The following is a 16905-nucleotide window of genomic DNA, read 5'->3' on the forward strand; positions in this document are numbered from 1 at the left end:
GAAATCAACACATGGACCGCCGCCACTTTCTCCGTTCCTCCGCGTTCTTCACGATTGCTGCCGCCACCGGCACGCTCGCCGCCTGCTCCGACGACGACAATGGCACGACGCCCGCCCCCGCCGCCAGCACGCTGCCGAGCGCCGGCACCTTCCAGTTCCCGCAGGGCGTCGCGAGCGGCGACCCGCGCGGCGACAGCATCGTGTTCTGGACCCGCGCGATCGCGGCATCGGGCGCGAGCGCGCCGGTGTCCGTGCAGCTGCAGGTGTCGAGCGCGGCGGACTTCTCCGCGATCGTGGCGCGCGTCCCGCTGCAGGCGCTGGCCGACTACGACTACACGGTGCGCGCGAAGGTCACCGGCCTGAACCCGGCGTCCACCTACTACTACCGCTTCGTGGCCGGCGCCGACAACAGCGTGGCCGGCACCGCGAAGACGGCCCCGGCGGCCGGCGCCGCCAACGCGAAGATCCGCTTCGCCTGGTTCACCTGCCAGGACTGGACGGTCAACCACTGGCAGGCGCTCACGCTGATCGCGGCCGAGACCGATCTCGACTTCGTGGTCCATCTCGGCGACTACATCTACGAGACGGTGGGCGCGGCGTTCCAGACCGGCACGGCCGAGCCGGCCCACACGCAGATCAGGCTGCCCGACGGCGGCGCGCTGCCGGGCGGTGCGGGCACCTACGCGAGCAGCCTCGCAGACTACCGCACGCTGTACCGCACCTATCGCGCCGATCCGCGCCTGCTGGCCGTGCATCAGCGCTTCGCGATGATTCCGATCTGGGACGACCACGAGTTCTCCGACGACTGCTGGCAGGACCACCAGACCTACACCGACGCGAACGCGCAGCAGACCGCGCGCCGCCGCAGCGCGAGCCAGGCCTGGGCCGAATACATGCCGATCGACTGGAGCGACGTGCAGTTCAACCCGGGCGATGCCGGCTACGACAACATCAGCATCTTCCGCAGCTTCAGCTACGGCAGCCTGATGGACCTGGTGATGACCGACGAGCGCCTGTTCCGCGACCAGCACGTGATGAGCGAGCAGATCGGCGGCCCGGCCGCCGGCGCGCTGAACCTGCCCGACGCGAGCAGCACCAGCTCGGTGGGCGTGCGCTATTTCGTGACGCAGAACGCGCTGACGGCCGCCGAGGGGCTCGACACCGCCGCGCTCGGCCGCGCGCCGTCGATCCTCGGCCCGACGCAGACGCTCTGGTTCAAGGAGAAGATGAGCAGTTCCAGGGCGACCTGGAAGGTGTGGGGCAACGAGGTGATGCTGAACCGTCTCTGGATCGACCTGACCTCGGTACCGGGCGTGCCGGGTTCGGCCGCGTTCAACTACGTGATGAACTGCGATTCGTGGGACGGCTACCCGACCCACAAGGCCGACGTGCTCGGCTTCCTGAAGAAGGCCAACGTGTCGAACGTGGTGGCCATCACGGGCGACCTGCACGCGTTCCAGGCCGGCGTGGTGCGCGACGTGCCGGACCCGGCCACCGGCACGCCGGTGCTGGTCGACTTCGTCACCGCGGGCATCAGCAGCTCGTCGTTCTACAGCTACATCGTGCAGCAGACCGCGGGCACGCCGTATCAGGCGCTGCTGCCGCTGCTCGGCGTCACCAACGGGGCAAGCTTCGACGCCACGCTGCAGGCGTTCAACCCCGACCTGACGTTCGCCGATCACGACGCGCAGGGCTATGCGTCGGCGACCGTCACGGCCGATACGTTCTCGGTGGTCTACACCAAAGTGAAGCCGCTCAACGCCGACGGCAGCGCGCCGGCCGACCCGGTGCTCAAGCGCACGCAGCTGAGCGTGGCCTCGGGCACCCATACGATCCAGGTCACGCCGCTGGCCGGCTGAAGCACGGCGGGCCGTCGCGCCCGCCTCGCCTGATCTCGCCGCGGTCCCGGATGCGCCGGGACGCGACGCGCCTCGGGTGCCTGCCGCTCACCCCCACCGGCGATAGAGGCGGAACGATCCGTTCCCGGGAAAGCGCCGCGTGAGGATCACGAATGCGGCGCGTCGCCCGCTTCGCTCGCGGCGCGCGCTTCCTTGGCCTTCTTCGCCGCGTGATGGTGGCCGATCGCGCAACCGGCCGCCGCGCCCAGCACGGCGTGATGGCCGGCCACATGGCCCGCCACGCCGCCCACGGCGGCTCCCTTCAGGCAGCCGGCCGCGTTCGCGACATTGGCCGCGGCCAGCAGGCCGACACACGAGACAGCAATCAACAGGCGTTTCATCATCGAGCTCCTTGTCCGGATCATGGCGCGACGGGCCGGCTGCCCGCGTCGGTCAAAACGACCCGTCGCGAACGCGCACGCCCGGCGCGAACCGGCTCATTGTGCGCGAAGGCGCAACGCACGGCCACGGCCGATGCCGTTCGTTACCGAAGCGACAGCGCTGTTACATCCGACCCCGTTGAACGGAAGGCAATCGAAAGCCACGGCCACCCGGCGGCGCAGCAGCACCGCGTTCGCTCAAGGCACGAGGCGCGTGAACACGTAGTCGTGGTTCCTGACCAGCGCCTGATGGCAGGCGAAGCAGGTCTCGTGCTGCGCGGCGTCCACGGGCACGCCGTTCACGAAGCGGCCGAAGCCCCAGCCTCCCGTCGCGGCGTAGCGCTTCGCGTCCTTCACCATCACCTGCACGGTGGTCGCGCGCCCCGCCACCACGGCGGTGGGCGACTCCGCGGACGGCTGGCGCCGGTACGCGAGCTTGACGAGGATCGTGCCGTCCGGGAACGGCAGCGTCGCCTTCTCGAGCGCGGCCACCGCGACCGGATTGCCGAGCACGACGCGCAATTCGTCGAGCGGCGCGGGCTCCTCGGCCGGCGCGATCATCTCCCACTTGCGATAGCCGGGCGGGATCGTCACGCCGTAGATCGGCGAGGCGGCCGGCTGCGGTGCGGACGCCGCGGATGCGGCATCTCCGGCAAACGCCGGCGCGGCGCCGAGCGCGCCCAGCAGGCATGCGCCCGCCGCGAGCCGACGGCCCGGCCGGGCCGCCCCCGCCACCAGCGTCGGCCACGGCATGCCAGGCCGGCGCATCGACATCGACGCCAGCCGGCGCGCGGAAAAACGGAACAGGCAAACGATCGGCATCGCAACCCCCCCGCGCATCAGAGCGTCACCACCTGCAGGATCGCGTCGGCGAACGCGGCCGGCGCCTCCTGCGGCAGGTTGTGGCCGATCCCGCCGCCGAGCGTGCGGTGCCGGTACTTGCCCGTGAACTTCTTCGCGTAGGCGGCCGGCTCCGGATGCGGCGCGCCATTGGCGTCGCCCTCCAGCGTGATGGTCGGCACGCCGATCGCCGGCGCGGCGGCGAGGCGCTGCTCGGTCGCGTCGTACTTCGCCTCGCCGCGCGAGAGGCCAAGCCGCCAGCGATAGTTGTCGATCACCACGGCGACATGGTCGGGATTGCCGAACGAGGCGGCGGTGCGCGCGTAGGTGGCGTCGTCGAAGCGCCACTTCGGCGAGGCGAGCTGCCAGATCAGCTTGTTGAACGCGTCGCGGTTCGCCGCGTAGCCGAGCGCGCCGCGCTCGGTCGCGAAGTAGAACTGATACCACCACTGGAACTCGGCCTGCGGCGGCAGCGGCTGCCGGTTGCCGGCCTGGCTGCCGATCAGGTAGCCGCTCACCGACACCAGCGCGACCACGCGCTCGGGCCACAGCGCGGCGATGATGTTGGCGGTGCGCGCGCCCCAGTCGTAGCCGCCGAGGATCGCGCGGTCGATCTTCAGCGCGTCCATCAGCGCGACGATGTCGTAGGCCACCACGGCCTGCTGCCCGTTGCGCGGCGTGTCGTCCGAGCGGAAGCGCGTGGCGCCGTAGCCGCGCAGGTACGGCACGATCACGCGATAGCCGGCCGCGACGAGCCGCGGCGCGACTTCGGCATAGGCCTGGATGTCGTAGGGCCAGCCGTGCAGCAGCATCACGACGGGCGCCGTCTTCGGGCCGACGTCCACATAGCCGACGTTCAGCGCGCCGGCGTCGATCTGCTGGATCGACGTGAACGCCGCCCCTCCGGCGCGCGGCGCGGCTGCTTCGGGCTCCTGCGCGCCAGCCAGGCGGATGAAGCCCGGATCGACGAGGCTGAAGCCCGCGAGCGTGGTGCCGAGAATGCGGCGGCGCCGCAGATTGACGTGGTCCGACATGGTCCGTTCTCCTGGTTTCGCGTATCCGGATCGAGCCGCGCCGGATCCCGGCGCGCCCCCTTGATCGACCGCCCCGCCGCCGTGTCCCGCACGGCGCGCCAGGCGTCCGGACGCATTTATAGCCGAGCCCGCCGCGCGCTTTGTATCGCAGTGTGTCCGCTCGCCGACACGACACAGAGCGAATCAAATCGGCGCCGTTTCGCGACATGGCGATACGAAGCCCGGCCCTCTCGCATCGCGCACGAAGCGTCGTTTCTTACGAATCGCCGACGTTTGACTCGCGCAACGGCGACGTCGAACGGCTGCAATGTGTGACGGAATGCCTCACAATCGATGCGCTTCGGCCCGGGGACGCCCGCACGGGCACGGCCGGGCCCAAAAACGACGTGTACACGAACTTGCAACCACCCCTGGAGGAGAGACCCATGTCTGACAGCCCGGACAACGAACTACGCAAGAAGAAGCCGCTCTGGATCTGGATCGCGCTGCTGGTGCCCTACGTGGCGCTGCTCTGGCTGCCGTTCTACAACTACGGCGAGCCGAGCTTCGGCGGCCTGCCGATGTTCTACTGGTACCAGCTGCTGTGGGTGCCGATCACCTCGGTGCTGCTCTATCTCGTCTATCGGGGGGAGAAATGAACGGCACCATCGCAATCGATCCGGTGGCACTGACCGTCTTCGTGGCCTTCTTCGTGCTGGTCACGGTGATCGGCTTCTTCGCGGCGCGCTGGAAGCGCGGCGACCTCACGCAGCTCAATGAGTGGGGGCTCGGCGGGCGGCAGTTCGGCGTCGTGATCTCGTGGTTCCTGGTGGGCGGCGACTTTTACACGGCCTACACCGTGATCGCCGTGCCGGCGCTGGTGTACGCGGTGGGCGGCTACGGTTTCTTCGCGCTGCCCTACACGATCATCGTCTATCCGTTCGTGTACCTGGTGATGCCGCGGCTCTGGAAGATCGCGCACGCGAAAGGCCACATCACCGCGGCCGACTACGTGCATGGCGAGTTCGGCGGCAAGTGGCTGCCGGCCGCGGTGGCGATCACCGGCATCGTCGCGACGATGCCCTACATCGCGCTGCAGCTGGTGGGCATGCAGGTGGTGATCAAGGGGCTCGGCGTGACGGGCGAGCTGCCGCTCGTGATCGCGTTCCTGATCCTCGCGCTCTACACCTATACGAGCGGCCTGCGCGCGCCGGCGATGATCGCGTTCGTGAAGGACATCATGATCTACATCGTGGTGATCGCGGCGGTCTGCCTGATTCCGGTGAAGCTCGGCGGCTACGCGCACGTGTTCCAGGCGGCCGATACGTACTTCACGGCCAAGGGCGGCCCGACCGGCCTGCTGCTCAAGCCGACCCAGTTCACGGCCTACGCGACGCTGGCGCTCGGCTCGGCGCTGGCCGGCTTCATGTATCCGCACACCATGACGGCGGTGCTCTCGTCGGCCTCGGCCAACACGGTGCGCAAGAACGCGATCTTCCTGCCGATCTACACGCTGCTGCTCGGCCTGATCGCGCTGCTCGGCTACATGGCGATCGCCGCCGGGGTCCACGTGAAATCGCCGAGCGACGTGGTGCCGACGCTGTTCCGCACGCTGTTCCCGTCGTGGTTCGTCGGCTTCGCCGCCGCCGCGATCGCGATCAGCGCGCTGGTGCCGGCCGCCATCATGTCGATCGGTGCCGCGAACCTGTTCACGCGCAACCTGTGGCGTCCGCTGGTGGCGCCGAACCAGTCCTCGGCGGGCGAGGCCTCGACGGCCAAGATCGTCTCGCTGGTGGTGAAGTTCGGCGCGCTGGTGTTCATCGTCGTGCTGCCCACGCAGTACGCGATCGACCTGCAGCTGCTGGGCGGGGTGTGGATCCTGCAGATCCTGCCGGCCGTGGTGCTGTCGATGTACACGCGCCGCCTGAGCTCGACGGGCCTGCTGGTCGGCTGGTTCATCGGCATCGTGGTGGGCACCGGCCTCGCGACCTCGACCGGGCTCAAGCCCGTGTACACGCTGCATTTCGGCGCCGCGTCGTACACCTTCTACATCGGCCTGATCGCGCTCGTGATCAACATCGTGACGACCTTCATCGTCTCGGCGCTGACGCCGGCGAGCCGCTCGCAGGCGGGCCGCGCCGCGGCCTGACGGCCGGGCCGACGCCGGTCCGCCCCGCCGCGCGCGGGTGCCGGACCGGCACGGCGGTTTCCTTCAGCGGCGTCGCGGTGCGTCGGCTTCCCGGTGCCGGCGTGTCGGTGCCGGGAAGCCGTTCACGGTGCGGCATCCGGCGCCGCGCGATGCGCTCGCCGGCGGCCTCGTCCATCGTTTGCGAGCGGCCTCGCGCCGCTTCGCATCGCGTCCCTTCCTGCCGCGCCGCCTCTCCCGCCTACAGCAGACCGGTGGTCAGCGCCTTCAGCGTGGCCGCCGCGCGCGTCGAGCATTCGAGCTTGCGGAAGATGCTCTCGACGTGCGTGCGCACCGTGCTCGGGCTCAGGTCGAGCATGCGCGCGGCTTCCTTGTTGCTGAGGCCGGCGCTGATCTGGCGCAGCACCTCCACCTCGCGCGGCGAGAGCAGCGTCGAGCCGCGCCGCGGCGCCGGCACCGCGCCGCCCGCCGCCGCGACCACGGCCGCCGCCACCTCGGCGTCGAAGCGCCCCGCGGCGGCCTCGCCGTGCAGCAGCGCGGCGGCCGCGTCGAGCGCGTGGGCCGGCCGCCACGGCCGCGCTTCCAGCAGCGCCTGGAACGCGACGGCGGTGGCCAGCACGCGCCTCGGCAGGTCGAGCGCGGCGCCGGGCAGGCCGCGGAAATAGCCGCTGCCGTCGAGCCGCTCGTAGGCGTGCGAGGCCAGTTCGGCCGCCTCGCGCAGGCCGGCGATCTGCTGCGCGGCGCGCGCGGTCCAGTACGGCACCAGCCGGATCTGCTCCCACTGGTCGCTCGACAGCCGGCCCGGCGTCTCCCACAGCCGGTTCGGCAGCGCCGCGCGGCCGATGCCGTGCAGCAGCGCGGCCGCCTCGAGCCGCGCGCAGGTATCGGCGTCGAGCCCGAGCCGCTCGCCGGCGCGCGACGCGAGGCCCGCCACGCGCCGCGCGTAACCGGCCAGCCAGGGCAGCTTCAGTTCGGTGACGTCGGCCAGCAGGCTCAGCTCGACGTGGGCCCTGGCCTGATGGCCGGCGAAATGCCAGCCCGCGGTGTCGGGGTCGCCCTCGTCGAGCGCGTCGAGCCAGGCGTCGGCATGCGCGAGCGTCAGCTCGGCCAGCGCGGCCGGGTATTTCGTGCCGGCCTGCGCGCGCAGGTAGTCGCGCGCGGGCTCGCGGCCGTGCGCGCCGGCGAGGATCTCCAGGTCGCTCGCCAGATTCACGAGGTAGACCGCCTGCGGAATCGCGTCGGCGGTCCGCCGCTGCGGCACGCCGTTGCCGTCGTAGCGCTCGAAGATCCCGCGCAGCGCCGCCACCACCTCGGCCGGCATGCCGAGCGTGACCGCGATGTCGCCGGAAATCTCGCAGTGGATCTGCGCGAGCGGCAGGAGCAGCGGCTGCGCCTGCGGCGCGAGCGGCGGCAGCCGTTGCGCCAGCATCGCCTCGCGCGCCGCGACGTCGTCGCCGAGCAGTTCGGCGAAGCCGCCCGCGTTCGCGGTGCAACCCGACCAGCGCAGCATCGCCGTCGCGCGCGCGTGGTCGCAGCCGGCCTCGTCGGCGCCGGCCGCGGCAGCCAGCCACCCGGCCAGACAGGCGGTGCGGCGGGAATGATCGGTCGAGCGGCCCATGCTCAGATCGCCAACAAAGGCCAGCGCGAGGATGGCGTCGGTGAGTCGTGCCTGGCTCGTGGGCATCGTGGAAGGTGGTGGATCGGGCGAACCGGATGCGGCCGGCGGGACCGGCGGCGCCGAGCGCCCGGCCGCGACGCGCGCGGGCTGTCGGGCCGGCTCCCGGGTCGAACGACCTCACTCGATGAGATCGGAATGAAGCGTCATTCTAGCGCAGGCCCCGCGCGCCGCCCGGACAAGGTTCAAGGCGCGACGGCGGCACGCACGCGGGCGCCGCGAGCGCGAGCCGCCACGAACCTCGGCGCGACGGGCCGGCTGGTCCGGCCGGTCGGTCGGGAACCCGGCAATGTTTGCCGGTCGAGGCGGTTTCGAGGCGGTCTTTCCCGGGCCGATCTCGCCGGGCACCGCCCCGCCGTCGTTCATGCCGTGCAATGGCACGGCCGCATCGCGCGCCGCCGCATCCGTTGACGCCCATGCAACGTAACTGTCCGGCATCGAACACGAAAGCACGACCCACGGCGTCGAAACGGAGAGACTCATGAACTTGAAGGTAGGGCTGGCGGTGCTCTCGGTACTGCTCGCGGGCGGCCTGCTCGCCGCATGCCGTCCGGTGTGGCTGTTGAACGCGCTCACGCCGGACGGGGCATTCCAGGTGTCCCGAGGGGTCCGGTACGGGACGGGCCAGCGGCAACTGCTCGACCTCTACGTGCCGTCGCGTGCCGCCGCCCGTGCGCCCGACGGCGCGAAGCCAGGCCGGCCGATCGTCGTGTTTTTCTACGGGGGCAGCTGGCAGTCGGGCGAGCGCGGCGATTATCGGTTCGTCGGTGCCGCACTCGCGGCGCGTGGATTCGTTGCCGTGGTGCCGGATTATCGGACCTATCCGGCAACCCGGTTCCCCGGCTTCATGGACGACGCGGCGCAAGCGGTGGCCTGGGCGCGCGCGCACGCCACGGCGTATGGCGCGGACCCGAACCGGCTGGTGTTGATGGGCCATTCCGCCGGCGCCCAGATCGCCACCCTGCTCGCGACGGACGGCCGTTATCTCGAGGCCCGACGCCTGCGCCGCGACGACGTCGCGGGCGTGGTCGGCCTGGCCGGTCCCTACGATTTCCTGCCGCTGCACGACGCGACGCTGGAACGAATCTTCCCCGAGGACGTGCGTGCCGCCAGCCAGCCGATCCGCTTCGTGAAAGGCGGCGAACCGCCGATGTGGCTGGCGGTGGGCGAGCAGGACACGGTAGTGGAACCCGGCAATACCGACCGCTTCGCGCGAGCGCTGCGCGACGCGGGCGACGAGGTGTCGGTGAGGCGGTACCGGGGCCTGAGCCACGCGACGCTGGTGGGCGTGCTGGCGGCGCCGCTGCGGCCTCTCGCGCCCGTGCTGGACGACCTGGTGGCGTTCGTGGACGGCCTCGCGGCCACGCCGGGTGACCCGTCGCGGCCGCCCGCCGCGACGCGTTCCGGAGCGCCGGCCGCCTCGGCGGCGCAATAGTCGAACGGGCGGCGCCGCCGTGCCGCCCGGCACCCGACCGGCAAGGCACGGGGGCGTCGCCCGTCGTTCCGGCGTTCGATCAAGCAGGCGAGGCGCCGCCCGGCGCCGCCAGGCCTTCCTTGCGAAGCACCATCTCGAGCGCCGTCTCGAGCAGTGTGGCCGCACGATTCGCGGCATCCCCCAGATGGCGATGCAGCAGCGCATCGGCCGGCGAGCGCGACACGCATTCGTCGCTATATTGCTCGAATGCACTCAGTTGCCGGATCAGTTCCGACAGATGGCGCGGGCACTCGCACTTGACGGTCGACGACAGGCTGCCGAGCGAGGCAAGCGTCGCCTCGTCGAAGCGGCGCCGCGTGCGCAGCCACAGCCCCTGGTCGGCGTCACCCGCGCGGCGCGACGCGACGACCGCGCGCGCCAGCTGCGACACGAGCGAGAGCGGGTTGGCCCGAGTGTCGATCGACCGGAACAGTGCGAAGCCGGACAGCCGCGCCAGTTCGACCGCCCCGGCCGTGCCAAAGCCGTACACGACGGTCACCGCCTGCGCCTGCCGCGCCTGCGCGAGCCTCGCCAGCCGGCCGACCACATCCTCATGCAGCGACGCGACCGTGGCGACCAGCGCATCGATGCCTGCCGCCCCCGACTCGCTTGCCTGTTCGAGCGAGTCGATCCGCTCCGCGATCTCGATGCCCATGCGCCCGGCGGCGGCGTCCGTCACGGCCAGCGGGCCGATTATCGCCAGCCGCACCGCCTCGCCGGACGGCACCGCGCCGTGCGACTGCGTCATGGACAGGGCCTCGAGTTCCTCGCGCCCGAGCGAGGCGATCGCGCCGATCGTGTGTCCGGCGCCCACCAGCGCCTTCAACAGCCGAATGCGCTGCACGTCGCTGTCGGAATACATTCGCTGGCCCGATGGCGTCTTCGGCGGCGCGACCACGCCGTAGCGCCGCTCCCAGATTCTCAACGTCGCGGCCGGCATGCCCGCCAGCCGCGCCGCCTCGCCACTGCGGTAACGGTAGGGCGCGGGGCGTTCCTTGCGGGTGGGCATGCTGGATCTCCTGGAATCACTCGATATTGAAACGGAATTTTACGCAGACTCGCGGCAACGTGAAGCGGAAAAGTGACTCAACGAGTCGATTTCCGCGAAAAAAGATGGTTCACGTTGGCGGGCCGATCTACACTCTGCTCACGGCCGGCTGCCGGAAGGCAATGCGCTTTGTCATCGTTCCGACGGCACCTGGCGAAGGCGAGGACTGGCATGACGACATTGCGACTGATCCTGGGCGACCAGCTCGACCCCAACCACCCGTGGTTCGCCGACATTCGGGCCGATACGTCGTACGTGCTCATGGAAGTGCGGCAGGAAACCGACTACACGCTTCACCACGCACAAAAGATCCTGGCGATCTTCGCGGCGATGCGCCGGTTCGCCGGGCGGCTGCGCGACGCCGGCCATCGGGTCGACTATCTCGGCATCGACGATCCCCGGAATCGCCAGGACATTCCCGACAACCTCGCCATGCTCGCCGGGTCGATCCGCGCGCGGCGCATCGAGTACCTGCTGCCGGACGAGTGGCGTGTCGATCGGCAGCTCGGCGCGTACGCGGCGGCATCGGCCATTCCCGTGGCGGCCGTCGACACCGGCCACTTCTACACCACGCGCGACGAAGTCCGCGAATCGATGGGAGCCGGCCGCTCGTGGGTCATGGATCGCTTCTACCGCGCGATGCGGGTGCGCCACCGCGTCCTGCTGGATGCCGACGGGCGTCCGGCAGGCGGGCGCTGGAACTACGACGCCGACAATCGCCAAGCATGGTCGGGCCAGCCTCCCGAGCCCGCCGACTGGCGCCCGCGGCACGATCATCGCGATCTGTGGGCACGCATCGTGGCGGCGGGCGTGCGCAGCTTCGGCAACCCGTCGGCGGACGATCTGCGCTGGCCGGTCGATCGCGACGAGGCGCTGGCGTGCCTCGACGCGTTCATTCGCGATGCCCTGCCGCACTTCGGGCAGTTCCAGGATGCGATGCATGCGTCCGCGCGGCGGCTGTTCCACTCGATGCTGTCGTTCGCGCTCAACGTGAAGATGCTGAATCCCCGCGAGGTCGTCGCGCGCGCGGAGGCGGCCTACCGTGCCGGCGCGGTGCCGCTTGCCGCCGCCGAGGGCTTCATCCGGCAGATCCTGGGGTGGCGCGAGTTCGTGCGCGGCGTCTACTGGGCGCGGATGCCGGATTATGCGCGGAGCAACGCGTTCGGCCATCGCCGCGCACTGCCTCGCTGGTTCTGGGACGGCGACACCCGGATGGCCTGCATGTCGCATGCGTTGAAGCAATCGCTCGGCGATGCGCACGCCCACCATATTCAGCGGTTGATGGTGATCGGCAACTTTGCGCTGCTGGCCGGGCTGGATCCGCAGGCCGTCCACGCCTGGTATCTCGGCGTGTATATCGACGCGTTCGAGTGGGTCGAAATGCCGAACACGCTCGGCATGAGCCAGTACGCCGACGGCGGTGCGATGGCGACCAAGCCCTATGTATCGAGTGCCGCGTACCTCCACCGCATGAGCAACTACTGCAGCGGCTGCGCCTACGATCATCGTGCCCGGACCGGCACGAACGCCTGCCCGTTCAACGCGCTCTATTGGGATTTCTTCGATCGCCACCGAGATGCCCTGCAGCACAACCATCGGCTGACGATGGTGTACCGGCAGCTCGCGCGCTTCGACGACGAGGCGCTCCAGGCCCTGCGCGCGCAGGCCGCGCGCGTGGTCGGCCAACTCGAATCGCTGTAGCGCGCCGCCGGCGCGGGGGCGTCGTGCCGCTCGACGCGGCGCGCGACCGGCTTCCCGGCGCCCCGCCCGTCGCGTGCTCGCGCGAGCGCGCCGCGCCGGGACCGCTTCATGGACGATCCGGCGTCGCGCGTCGCGACGCGGCGTCATCGCGGCGGCCGTGCCGCCGCCTCGCTCTCACGGTCGAGCGCCGCCATGCGAATTGCTGCGTCCCCCGGTGTCGCGGCCGGCGAGAGCGACGCGGCGCCGGGCCGAAGCAGGCGGGGGTCCGGCGAGCCGGCACGGCGCGCGGCGCTCGCGACGACCGCCCCGCTCCCGCGAGGGTTCGGCGCGGCCCGGCACGGCCGTCGCCCGCCTCATCCCCGGCTCTTTTCCGGCAGCAGCGAGAGAAACTCGCGGCGAAGCGATGCATCGGCCAGGAATTTCCCCCGCATGACGCTGTTGGTCATCCTCGCCTGATCGTCCTTCGTGCCGCGCCAATGCATGCAGAAATGCTCGGCTTCGAGCACCACGGCGAGCCCGTCGGGCGCGATGCGGGCTTCCAGCAGGTCGGCGATCTGCTTGACCGCTTCCTCCTGGATTTGCGGACGCGTCATGACCCAGTTCACGAGGCGCCCGTACTTCGACAGGCCGATCAAACTGGACGCGGCGCTGGGCAGCACGCCGATCCATATCCGGCCCATGATCGGACACAAATGATGCGAGCATGCGCTGCGCACGCGCAGCGGGCCGACGATCAGGAGTTCGTCCAGACGCTCGACGTTCGGAAACTCGGTGACGGCCGGCGCCGCTTCGTAGCGCCCCGCGAACACTTCGCGCACGAACATCCTGGCCACGCGCGCGGCGGTTTCGCGGGTGTTGTGGTCGTTGTCGACGTCGATCACGAGCGAGCGCAGCACGCTTTCCAGGCCTTGCGCGACCTCGGCCTGCAACGTCTCCAGTTCGCCGTCGCGCAGGTAGGCCGCGATGTTGTCGTTCGCGTGAAAGCGCGCGCCGGCGCTCTCGAGCCGGCGGCGGATGATTCTCGACAATGGCGCGCCCTCGTCCGTCGCGGCCCGCGTGAGTTCGGGAGCATCGATCAGATTGCCCATTTCGGTTCGGTTCCCCGGTTGGATGGCGATGCGGAATATGCCGGGCGCGCGCTTTTCGAAGCACGGTCCGCCTGCTTCACGGGCGGCGCCGGCTGGCGGCGCCTCGGCACGTCGACAGCGCGAATCCTTGCATCCCGGTTCGGAACGTCAACCGATCAGCGTCGCTGCCTCGACGCGATTGTATTCAAATTTTCGCATGCATGAAGCATAAATTTGATTCACCATAAATAATGAATCGAAATTTTCGTTTCATTATTTTGATACAACCGCCCCGACAGTCATTTCCCACCCACGCGCCATCTCGATCCCGCGCCGCCAGCCTCCAGGCGGCGTCCAGCGTGAAACGGGATTGGGAGTCAATTTTGGCCGAAAGCCGGCGGGCGGGTGCGGCCCGCGGACCTCTTGCCGTGTCAGGCACCGCGACGCGTGCCGTCCAGGCGGGCGCCCAGCCAGACCGCCAGGGGCAGCAGCACCGCCCAACCGCATCCGAGCACGAGCCAGGCCGCCGGGCCGCCGAACTGCACGGCGCCGAGCGCCGCGCCGGCCCGGAACGACAGCGGACCGGCGGCGGCGCCGACCAGGGCCGCCGTCAGCCAGCGGCCGCGCAGCCAGCGAAACAGCATGTTCAGCTGGGCGGCGAACAACATCCACAGGCCCGCCATCCAGTACGGCGCGGTACCGCTCAGCAGGATCCCGTTCGGATATCGCAGGCTGCCCAGCGCCATGGGCACGGCTTCCCAGATCCAGCCCAGCGCCGACACCACCGCGATCAAGGCGGCCTCGCGCGCGGGCGCGCGAGCGCGCAGCAGATGAGCACCGGCGAGCAGCATCGCGCACAGCATCCCGAGCCATCCGCATCCCCGCGCGGCGCTGACGACGCAGGCCAGCCAGCCGGCTTGCGACAGCACCGCGTACACCGCCGTCTCGGCGCCCGTGCCGGTCGCGTCCGCCTGCTTCGCGCGCGATTCGGCGGGCACGTCAGCGTGCATCGTCGCCGAGCAGTTGGCGGCGCAGCGAAGCCGCCCGCGTGCGCGGATCGAGCCAGATGCCGAAGAACGCGCGAGCGAACTGCGGATCGGCCACGTCGGCCGTCAGTTGCCCGTTCGTGTAGAAACGCGCCCCCCTTCCGGGCAGATAGACGCCGCACAGCACGTCGCCGCGCGACACGTCGGTGAAGGCGCGCGCCATGTCCGCGCGCCATGCGGCACGGGTCGCCTCGGGCAGCGGGCCGGGCGCCAGCCGGTCGATTTCGTCCATCCCCGTCGAGACGAGCCGCGCGCCCTTCACGTCGTGGCGGTATTTGAGCGAGAGCGCGAACGGCGTGTCGGCCGCGGCGGGCGGCAGCGCCGCCCACAGCTGGGCGTCGTAAAGGCAGATGCCGATGATGCAAAACTGGCCGGCGCCGATCAGCCGGGCCGAAGGAACCTCGTCGACGCAGTTCGCCGCTCCCGAGGGCGGGGAGGCAGCCAGCAGCGCCCCCACCAGCAGCGCGATCCGTAGCACCATGTCAGCCTCCCTTCGAAAGCACGAAGTGCATCACGTCCGTGCGACGCTGCGCGAAGCCCGCCTCGCAGTACGCCAGATAGAACCGCCAGGTGCGCACGAACGTCTCGTCGAATCCTTGCGCGCGCACCGCGTCGAGTTTCGCCTCGAAGGCCGCGCGCCACGCGTTCAGCGTGCGCGCGTAGTCGAGCCCGAACGCGAATACCGGCTCGGCGGCCAGGCCCGCGCGGCGCGCCGTGCCCACGAAGCGGGCGGGACTCGGCAACATGCCGCCCGGGAAGATGAATTCGCGAATGAAGTCGCTCGAGGCCTGATAGGCCTCGAATTGCGAGTCGAGAATGGTGATGGTCTGGATCAGTGCCCGCGCGCCCGCCTTCAGGCGCTGCCTGACGACCTCGAAATAGGTCGGCCAGAACGCCTCGCCGACGGCCTCGAACATTTCGATCGACACGACCGCATCATAGTGGCCGTCCACGTCGCGGTAGTCGCGCAATTCGATCCTCGCCCGATCCGCCAGCCCCAGCCGCTCGATCCGCTCGACCGCCCACGCGTGCTGCGCATGCGAGATCGTCAGCGCATGCACGTGGATCCCCAGGCGCGCCGCGTGCTCGGCGAAGCCGCCCCAGCCGCAGCCGATTTCGAGCACGCGCATGCCGGAGCGCAGGCCCAGCGTGTCGACGATGCGTTGATACTTCGCGGCCTGCGCGGCGGCGAGCGAACGATGGACGTCGCCGTCGAAGCAAGCCGCGGAATACGTCCAGGTTTCGTCCAGCCACAGCCCGTAGAAAGGGTTGCCGAGGTCGTAATGCGCATGAACGTTGCGCCGGCTGCCGGCACGCGTATTCTTGCGCAGCAGGTGGCGCAGCCTGTACCACCAGCGTGAGAGGCGGCCGCCCGTGACGGGCCGCGACACCGCCCGCTCGTTCAGGATCGCGAGGCTCAGCAGCGCGACCGGATCGGGCGTGTCGACCCAGCAGGCCCGATATGCCTCGGCAAAGCCGATGTCTCCGGCCCGCAGGATGCGGCGGCAGGCGCGCCAGTCGTGAATCCGCAGCGTCGCGGCCGGCAGGCGGTGCGGATCGCCGAACACGTACCGCGCGCCGTCGGGCGTGAGCAACGTGAGGTGGCCGTCCCGGATTCGCCGCAGTAGCGCCATGAACAGCCGGGCCGCGAGGGGGACGGACGGTTGCGATGCGGAGAAGAACAGATGCAGCGTCATGGTCGGTTCTCGTTTTTGGACACCGCGTGCAGGCACGCCGGAACGGCCTCGCCCCATGGAGGCGCGCAGCGCGCGACCGCGGGCGGCAGACCACGCGGCGGCGGCGCGTGGCCCGCGCGCATCACGGCGTCGACGCGCGCGTGACCCGCCGCGCCGATGGCAACCGGGACGGGCGCCGGTGCCGGCCTCGCCGGCCCGGCGCCGGTGAGCCGCTGGCCGGACCGCACGACATCGGATTCCGGCGTCATCGGCAGGAAGCCCCGCCTGGCGCACGCAGGAACGAGACCGCGCGATCGAGCCATACGGGCCGAACACCGGTTTGGGTGCATCCGGCGCGCCTAATCGTGATCGCCCGGCGATGCGAAGCCCGGCTGGCCGATCTGGCCCGGGGTTTGCGGCACGCGCCTGAAGCGGGACGTGTCATAGCCCATCGTGTCCAGTCTGGCCAGCAGTGACCGATAGGTGGCGTCGTCCATGGTCGGCTCGCGCGAGAAGATCCAGCCGAGCTGCTTGCCGGGATAGCCGAGGATCGTGTATCGATAATCCGGATCGACATAGAGCGTCAGTTGCCAGACGTAGATGGGCCAGAACAGCCGCACCCGCCAGACGCCGCCATCGCTGCCCGGCTTCACGGTGTCGAGAAATTGATGGCGTGTTTCAGGCTGGTCGAAGCCGCCTTTTCGTCCCGTGAACACGTCGTCGATGCGACCGTCCGCACGCAGCGTCCACTGCGCGCGGCTGCCGACGAAGCCGCGTTCCGCGAAGTACGGGATATGGGCGATCACGTACCAGCGGCCCATGTAGCGCGGCAGATCGACAGGCACGGTCGACAGCGGCACCGCCGCACGCGGGTTCGGGTTCGGCGGATCGTTCGAACAGCCCGCCGTGACGGCGAGGCCGACACCGATCACCAGCATGGC

At 70.3% G+C, this 16905-nt stretch carries 15 protein-coding genes; 5 read left to right on the top strand and 10 right to left on the bottom strand.

All coding sequences use genetic code 11. The annotated features are described in order from the left end of the window. The first annotated feature begins 11 nt into the window (after positions 1-11). The gene (locus bpln_RS26645; protein WP_055140501.1) at positions 12-1859 is read left to right on the top strand and encodes an alkaline phosphatase D family protein; all 1848 of its coding nucleotides are present in this window, start codon (positions 12-14) and stop codon (positions 1857-1859) included. A gap of 146 nt (positions 1860-2005) precedes the next feature. Here bpln_RS26645 and bpln_RS26650 read toward each other — a convergent pair whose 3' ends face one another. The 3 genes from bpln_RS26650 to bpln_RS26660 all read right to left on the bottom strand — a co-directional run bounded on the left by bpln_RS26650 (position 2006) and on the right by bpln_RS26660 (position 4152). Further along, on the bottom strand, positions 2006-2239 hold the full coding sequence (locus bpln_RS26650; protein WP_042629481.1) for a hypothetical protein: 234 nt from the start codon (positions 2237-2239) through the stop codon (positions 2006-2008). A 237-nt stretch (positions 2240-2476) separates the two neighbouring features. Continuing rightward, complete coding sequence (locus tag bpln_RS26655) at positions 2477-3031, bottom strand: cytochrome P460 family protein (RefSeq protein ID WP_141755067.1); 555 nt, start codon at positions 3029-3031, stop codon at positions 2477-2479. Between the two features lie 86 nt (positions 3032-3117). Next, positions 3118-4152 (bottom strand): alpha/beta fold hydrolase, encoded by a 1035-nt coding sequence (locus tag bpln_RS26660; RefSeq protein ID WP_042628165.1) that lies wholly within the window; start codon positions 4150-4152, stop codon positions 3118-3120. Positions 4153-4577: 425 nt separating this feature from the next. Between bpln_RS26660 and bpln_RS26665 the strand changes: the two genes are divergently transcribed. Continuing rightward, positions 4578-4790 carry a DUF3311 domain-containing protein gene (locus bpln_RS26665; protein WP_042628166.1) on the top strand — a complete coding sequence of 71 codons (213 nt, stop codon included), beginning with the start codon at positions 4578-4580 and terminating at the stop codon, positions 4788-4790. After that, positions 4787-6280, top strand: coding sequence for a monocarboxylate uptake permease MctP (mctP, locus tag bpln_RS26670; protein ID WP_042628167.1), 1494 nt, complete (start codon positions 4787-4789; stop codon positions 6278-6280). The genes bpln_RS26665 and mctP overlap by 4 nt, the downstream gene beginning before the upstream one ends. Before the next feature lie 238 nt (positions 6281-6518). On the opposite strand, the gene bpln_RS26675 is transcribed toward mctP, so the two are convergent. Continuing rightward, positions 6519-7961, bottom strand: a complete 1443-nt coding sequence (locus bpln_RS26675; RefSeq protein WP_055140502.1) for an HD domain-containing phosphohydrolase — start codon at positions 7959-7961, stop codon at positions 6519-6521. Positions 7962-8433: 472 nt separating this feature from the next. Here bpln_RS26675 and bpln_RS26680 point away from each other — a divergent pair, with 472 nt between their 5' ends. Beyond that, the gene (locus bpln_RS26680) at positions 8434-9387 is read left to right on the top strand and encodes an alpha/beta hydrolase (protein ID WP_055140503.1); all 954 of its coding nucleotides are present in this window, start codon (positions 8434-8436) and stop codon (positions 9385-9387) included. 79 nt (positions 9388-9466) lie between these two features. On the opposite strand, the gene bpln_RS26685 is transcribed toward bpln_RS26680, so the two are convergent. Further along, the gene (locus bpln_RS26685) at positions 9467-10435 is read right to left on the bottom strand and encodes a MerR family transcriptional regulator (RefSeq protein WP_055140504.1); all 969 of its coding nucleotides are present in this window, start codon (positions 10433-10435) and stop codon (positions 9467-9469) included. 210 nt (positions 10436-10645) lie between these two features. Between bpln_RS26685 and bpln_RS26690 the strand changes: the two genes are divergently transcribed. Continuing rightward, positions 10646-12175 carry a cryptochrome/photolyase family protein gene (locus bpln_RS26690; RefSeq protein ID WP_055140505.1) on the top strand — a complete coding sequence of 510 codons (1530 nt, stop codon included), beginning with the start codon at positions 10646-10648 and terminating at the stop codon, positions 12173-12175. A gap of 353 nt (positions 12176-12528) precedes the next feature. On the opposite strand, the gene folE is transcribed toward bpln_RS26690, so the two are convergent. The 5 genes from folE to bpln_RS26715 form a co-directional block, all read right to left on the bottom strand. Then, a complete protein-coding gene (gene folE / locus bpln_RS26695) occupies positions 12529-13263 on the bottom strand; it encodes a GTP cyclohydrolase I (protein ID WP_042628172.1) in 735 nt (244 codons plus the stop codon). Positions 13264-13673: 410 nt separating this feature from the next. Next, the gene (locus bpln_RS26700; protein ID WP_042629483.1) at positions 13674-14240 is read right to left on the bottom strand and encodes a DUF2878 domain-containing protein; all 567 of its coding nucleotides are present in this window, start codon (positions 14238-14240) and stop codon (positions 13674-13676) included. A gap of 1 nt (position 14241) precedes the next feature. Next, positions 14242-14769 carry a chalcone isomerase family protein gene (locus tag bpln_RS26705; RefSeq protein WP_055140506.1) on the bottom strand — a complete coding sequence of 176 codons (528 nt, stop codon included), beginning with the start codon at positions 14767-14769 and terminating at the stop codon, positions 14242-14244. A gap of 1 nt (position 14770) precedes the next feature. After that, positions 14771-15985, bottom strand: coding sequence for an SAM-dependent methyltransferase (locus tag bpln_RS26710; protein ID WP_055140507.1), 1215 nt, complete (start codon positions 15983-15985; stop codon positions 14771-14773). Between the two features lie 338 nt (positions 15986-16323). Next, entirely contained in the window at positions 16324-16902 is a 579-nt protein-coding gene (locus bpln_RS26715; protein WP_055141235.1) for a lipocalin family protein, read from the bottom strand. Positions 16903-16905 lie beyond the last annotated feature (3 nt).

Origin of the sequence: Burkholderia plantarii (assembly GCF_001411805.1) — a bacterium.
GTDB classification, from domain to species: Bacteria; Pseudomonadota; Gammaproteobacteria; order Burkholderiales; family Burkholderiaceae; genus Burkholderia; species Burkholderia plantarii.

Coding starts and splice junctions, on each gene's coding strand:
- bpln_RS26645 (WP_055140501.1), top strand. CDS start 12: ATGGACCGCCGCCACTTTCTCCGTTCCTCCGCGTTCTTCACGATTGCT.
- bpln_RS26650 (WP_042629481.1), bottom strand. CDS start 2,239: ATGAAACGCCTGTTGATTGCTGTCTCGTGTGTCGGCCTGCTGGCCGCG.
- bpln_RS26655 (WP_141755067.1), bottom strand. CDS start 3,031: ATGCCGTGGCCGACGCTGGTGGCGGGGGCGGCCCGGCCGGGCCGTCGG.
- bpln_RS26660 (WP_042628165.1), bottom strand. CDS start 4,152: ATGTCGGACCACGTCAATCTGCGGCGCCGCCGCATTCTCGGCACCACG.
- bpln_RS26665 (WP_042628166.1), top strand. CDS start 4,578: ATGTCTGACAGCCCGGACAACGAACTACGCAAGAAGAAGCCGCTCTGG.
- mctP (WP_042628167.1), top strand. CDS start 4,787: ATGAACGGCACCATCGCAATCGATCCGGTGGCACTGACCGTCTTCGTG.
- bpln_RS26675 (WP_055140502.1), bottom strand. CDS start 7,961: ATGCCCACGAGCCAGGCACGACTCACCGACGCCATCCTCGCGCTGGCC.
- bpln_RS26680 (WP_055140503.1), top strand. CDS start 8,434: ATGAACTTGAAGGTAGGGCTGGCGGTGCTCTCGGTACTGCTCGCGGGC.
- bpln_RS26685 (WP_055140504.1), bottom strand. CDS start 10,435: ATGCCCACCCGCAAGGAACGCCCCGCGCCCTACCGTTACCGCAGTGGC.
- bpln_RS26690 (WP_055140505.1), top strand. CDS start 10,646: ATGACGACATTGCGACTGATCCTGGGCGACCAGCTCGACCCCAACCAC.
- folE (WP_042628172.1), bottom strand. CDS start 13,263: ATGGGCAATCTGATCGATGCTCCCGAACTCACGCGGGCCGCGACGGAC.
- bpln_RS26705 (WP_055140506.1), bottom strand. CDS start 14,769: ATGGTGCTACGGATCGCGCTGCTGGTGGGGGCGCTGCTGGCTGCCTCC.
- bpln_RS26710 (WP_055140507.1), bottom strand. CDS start 15,985: ATGACGCTGCATCTGTTCTTCTCCGCATCGCAACCGTCCGTCCCCCTC.
- bpln_RS26715 (WP_055141235.1), bottom strand. CDS start 16,902: ATGCTGGTGATCGGTGTCGGCCTCGCCGTCACGGCGGGCTGTTCGAAC.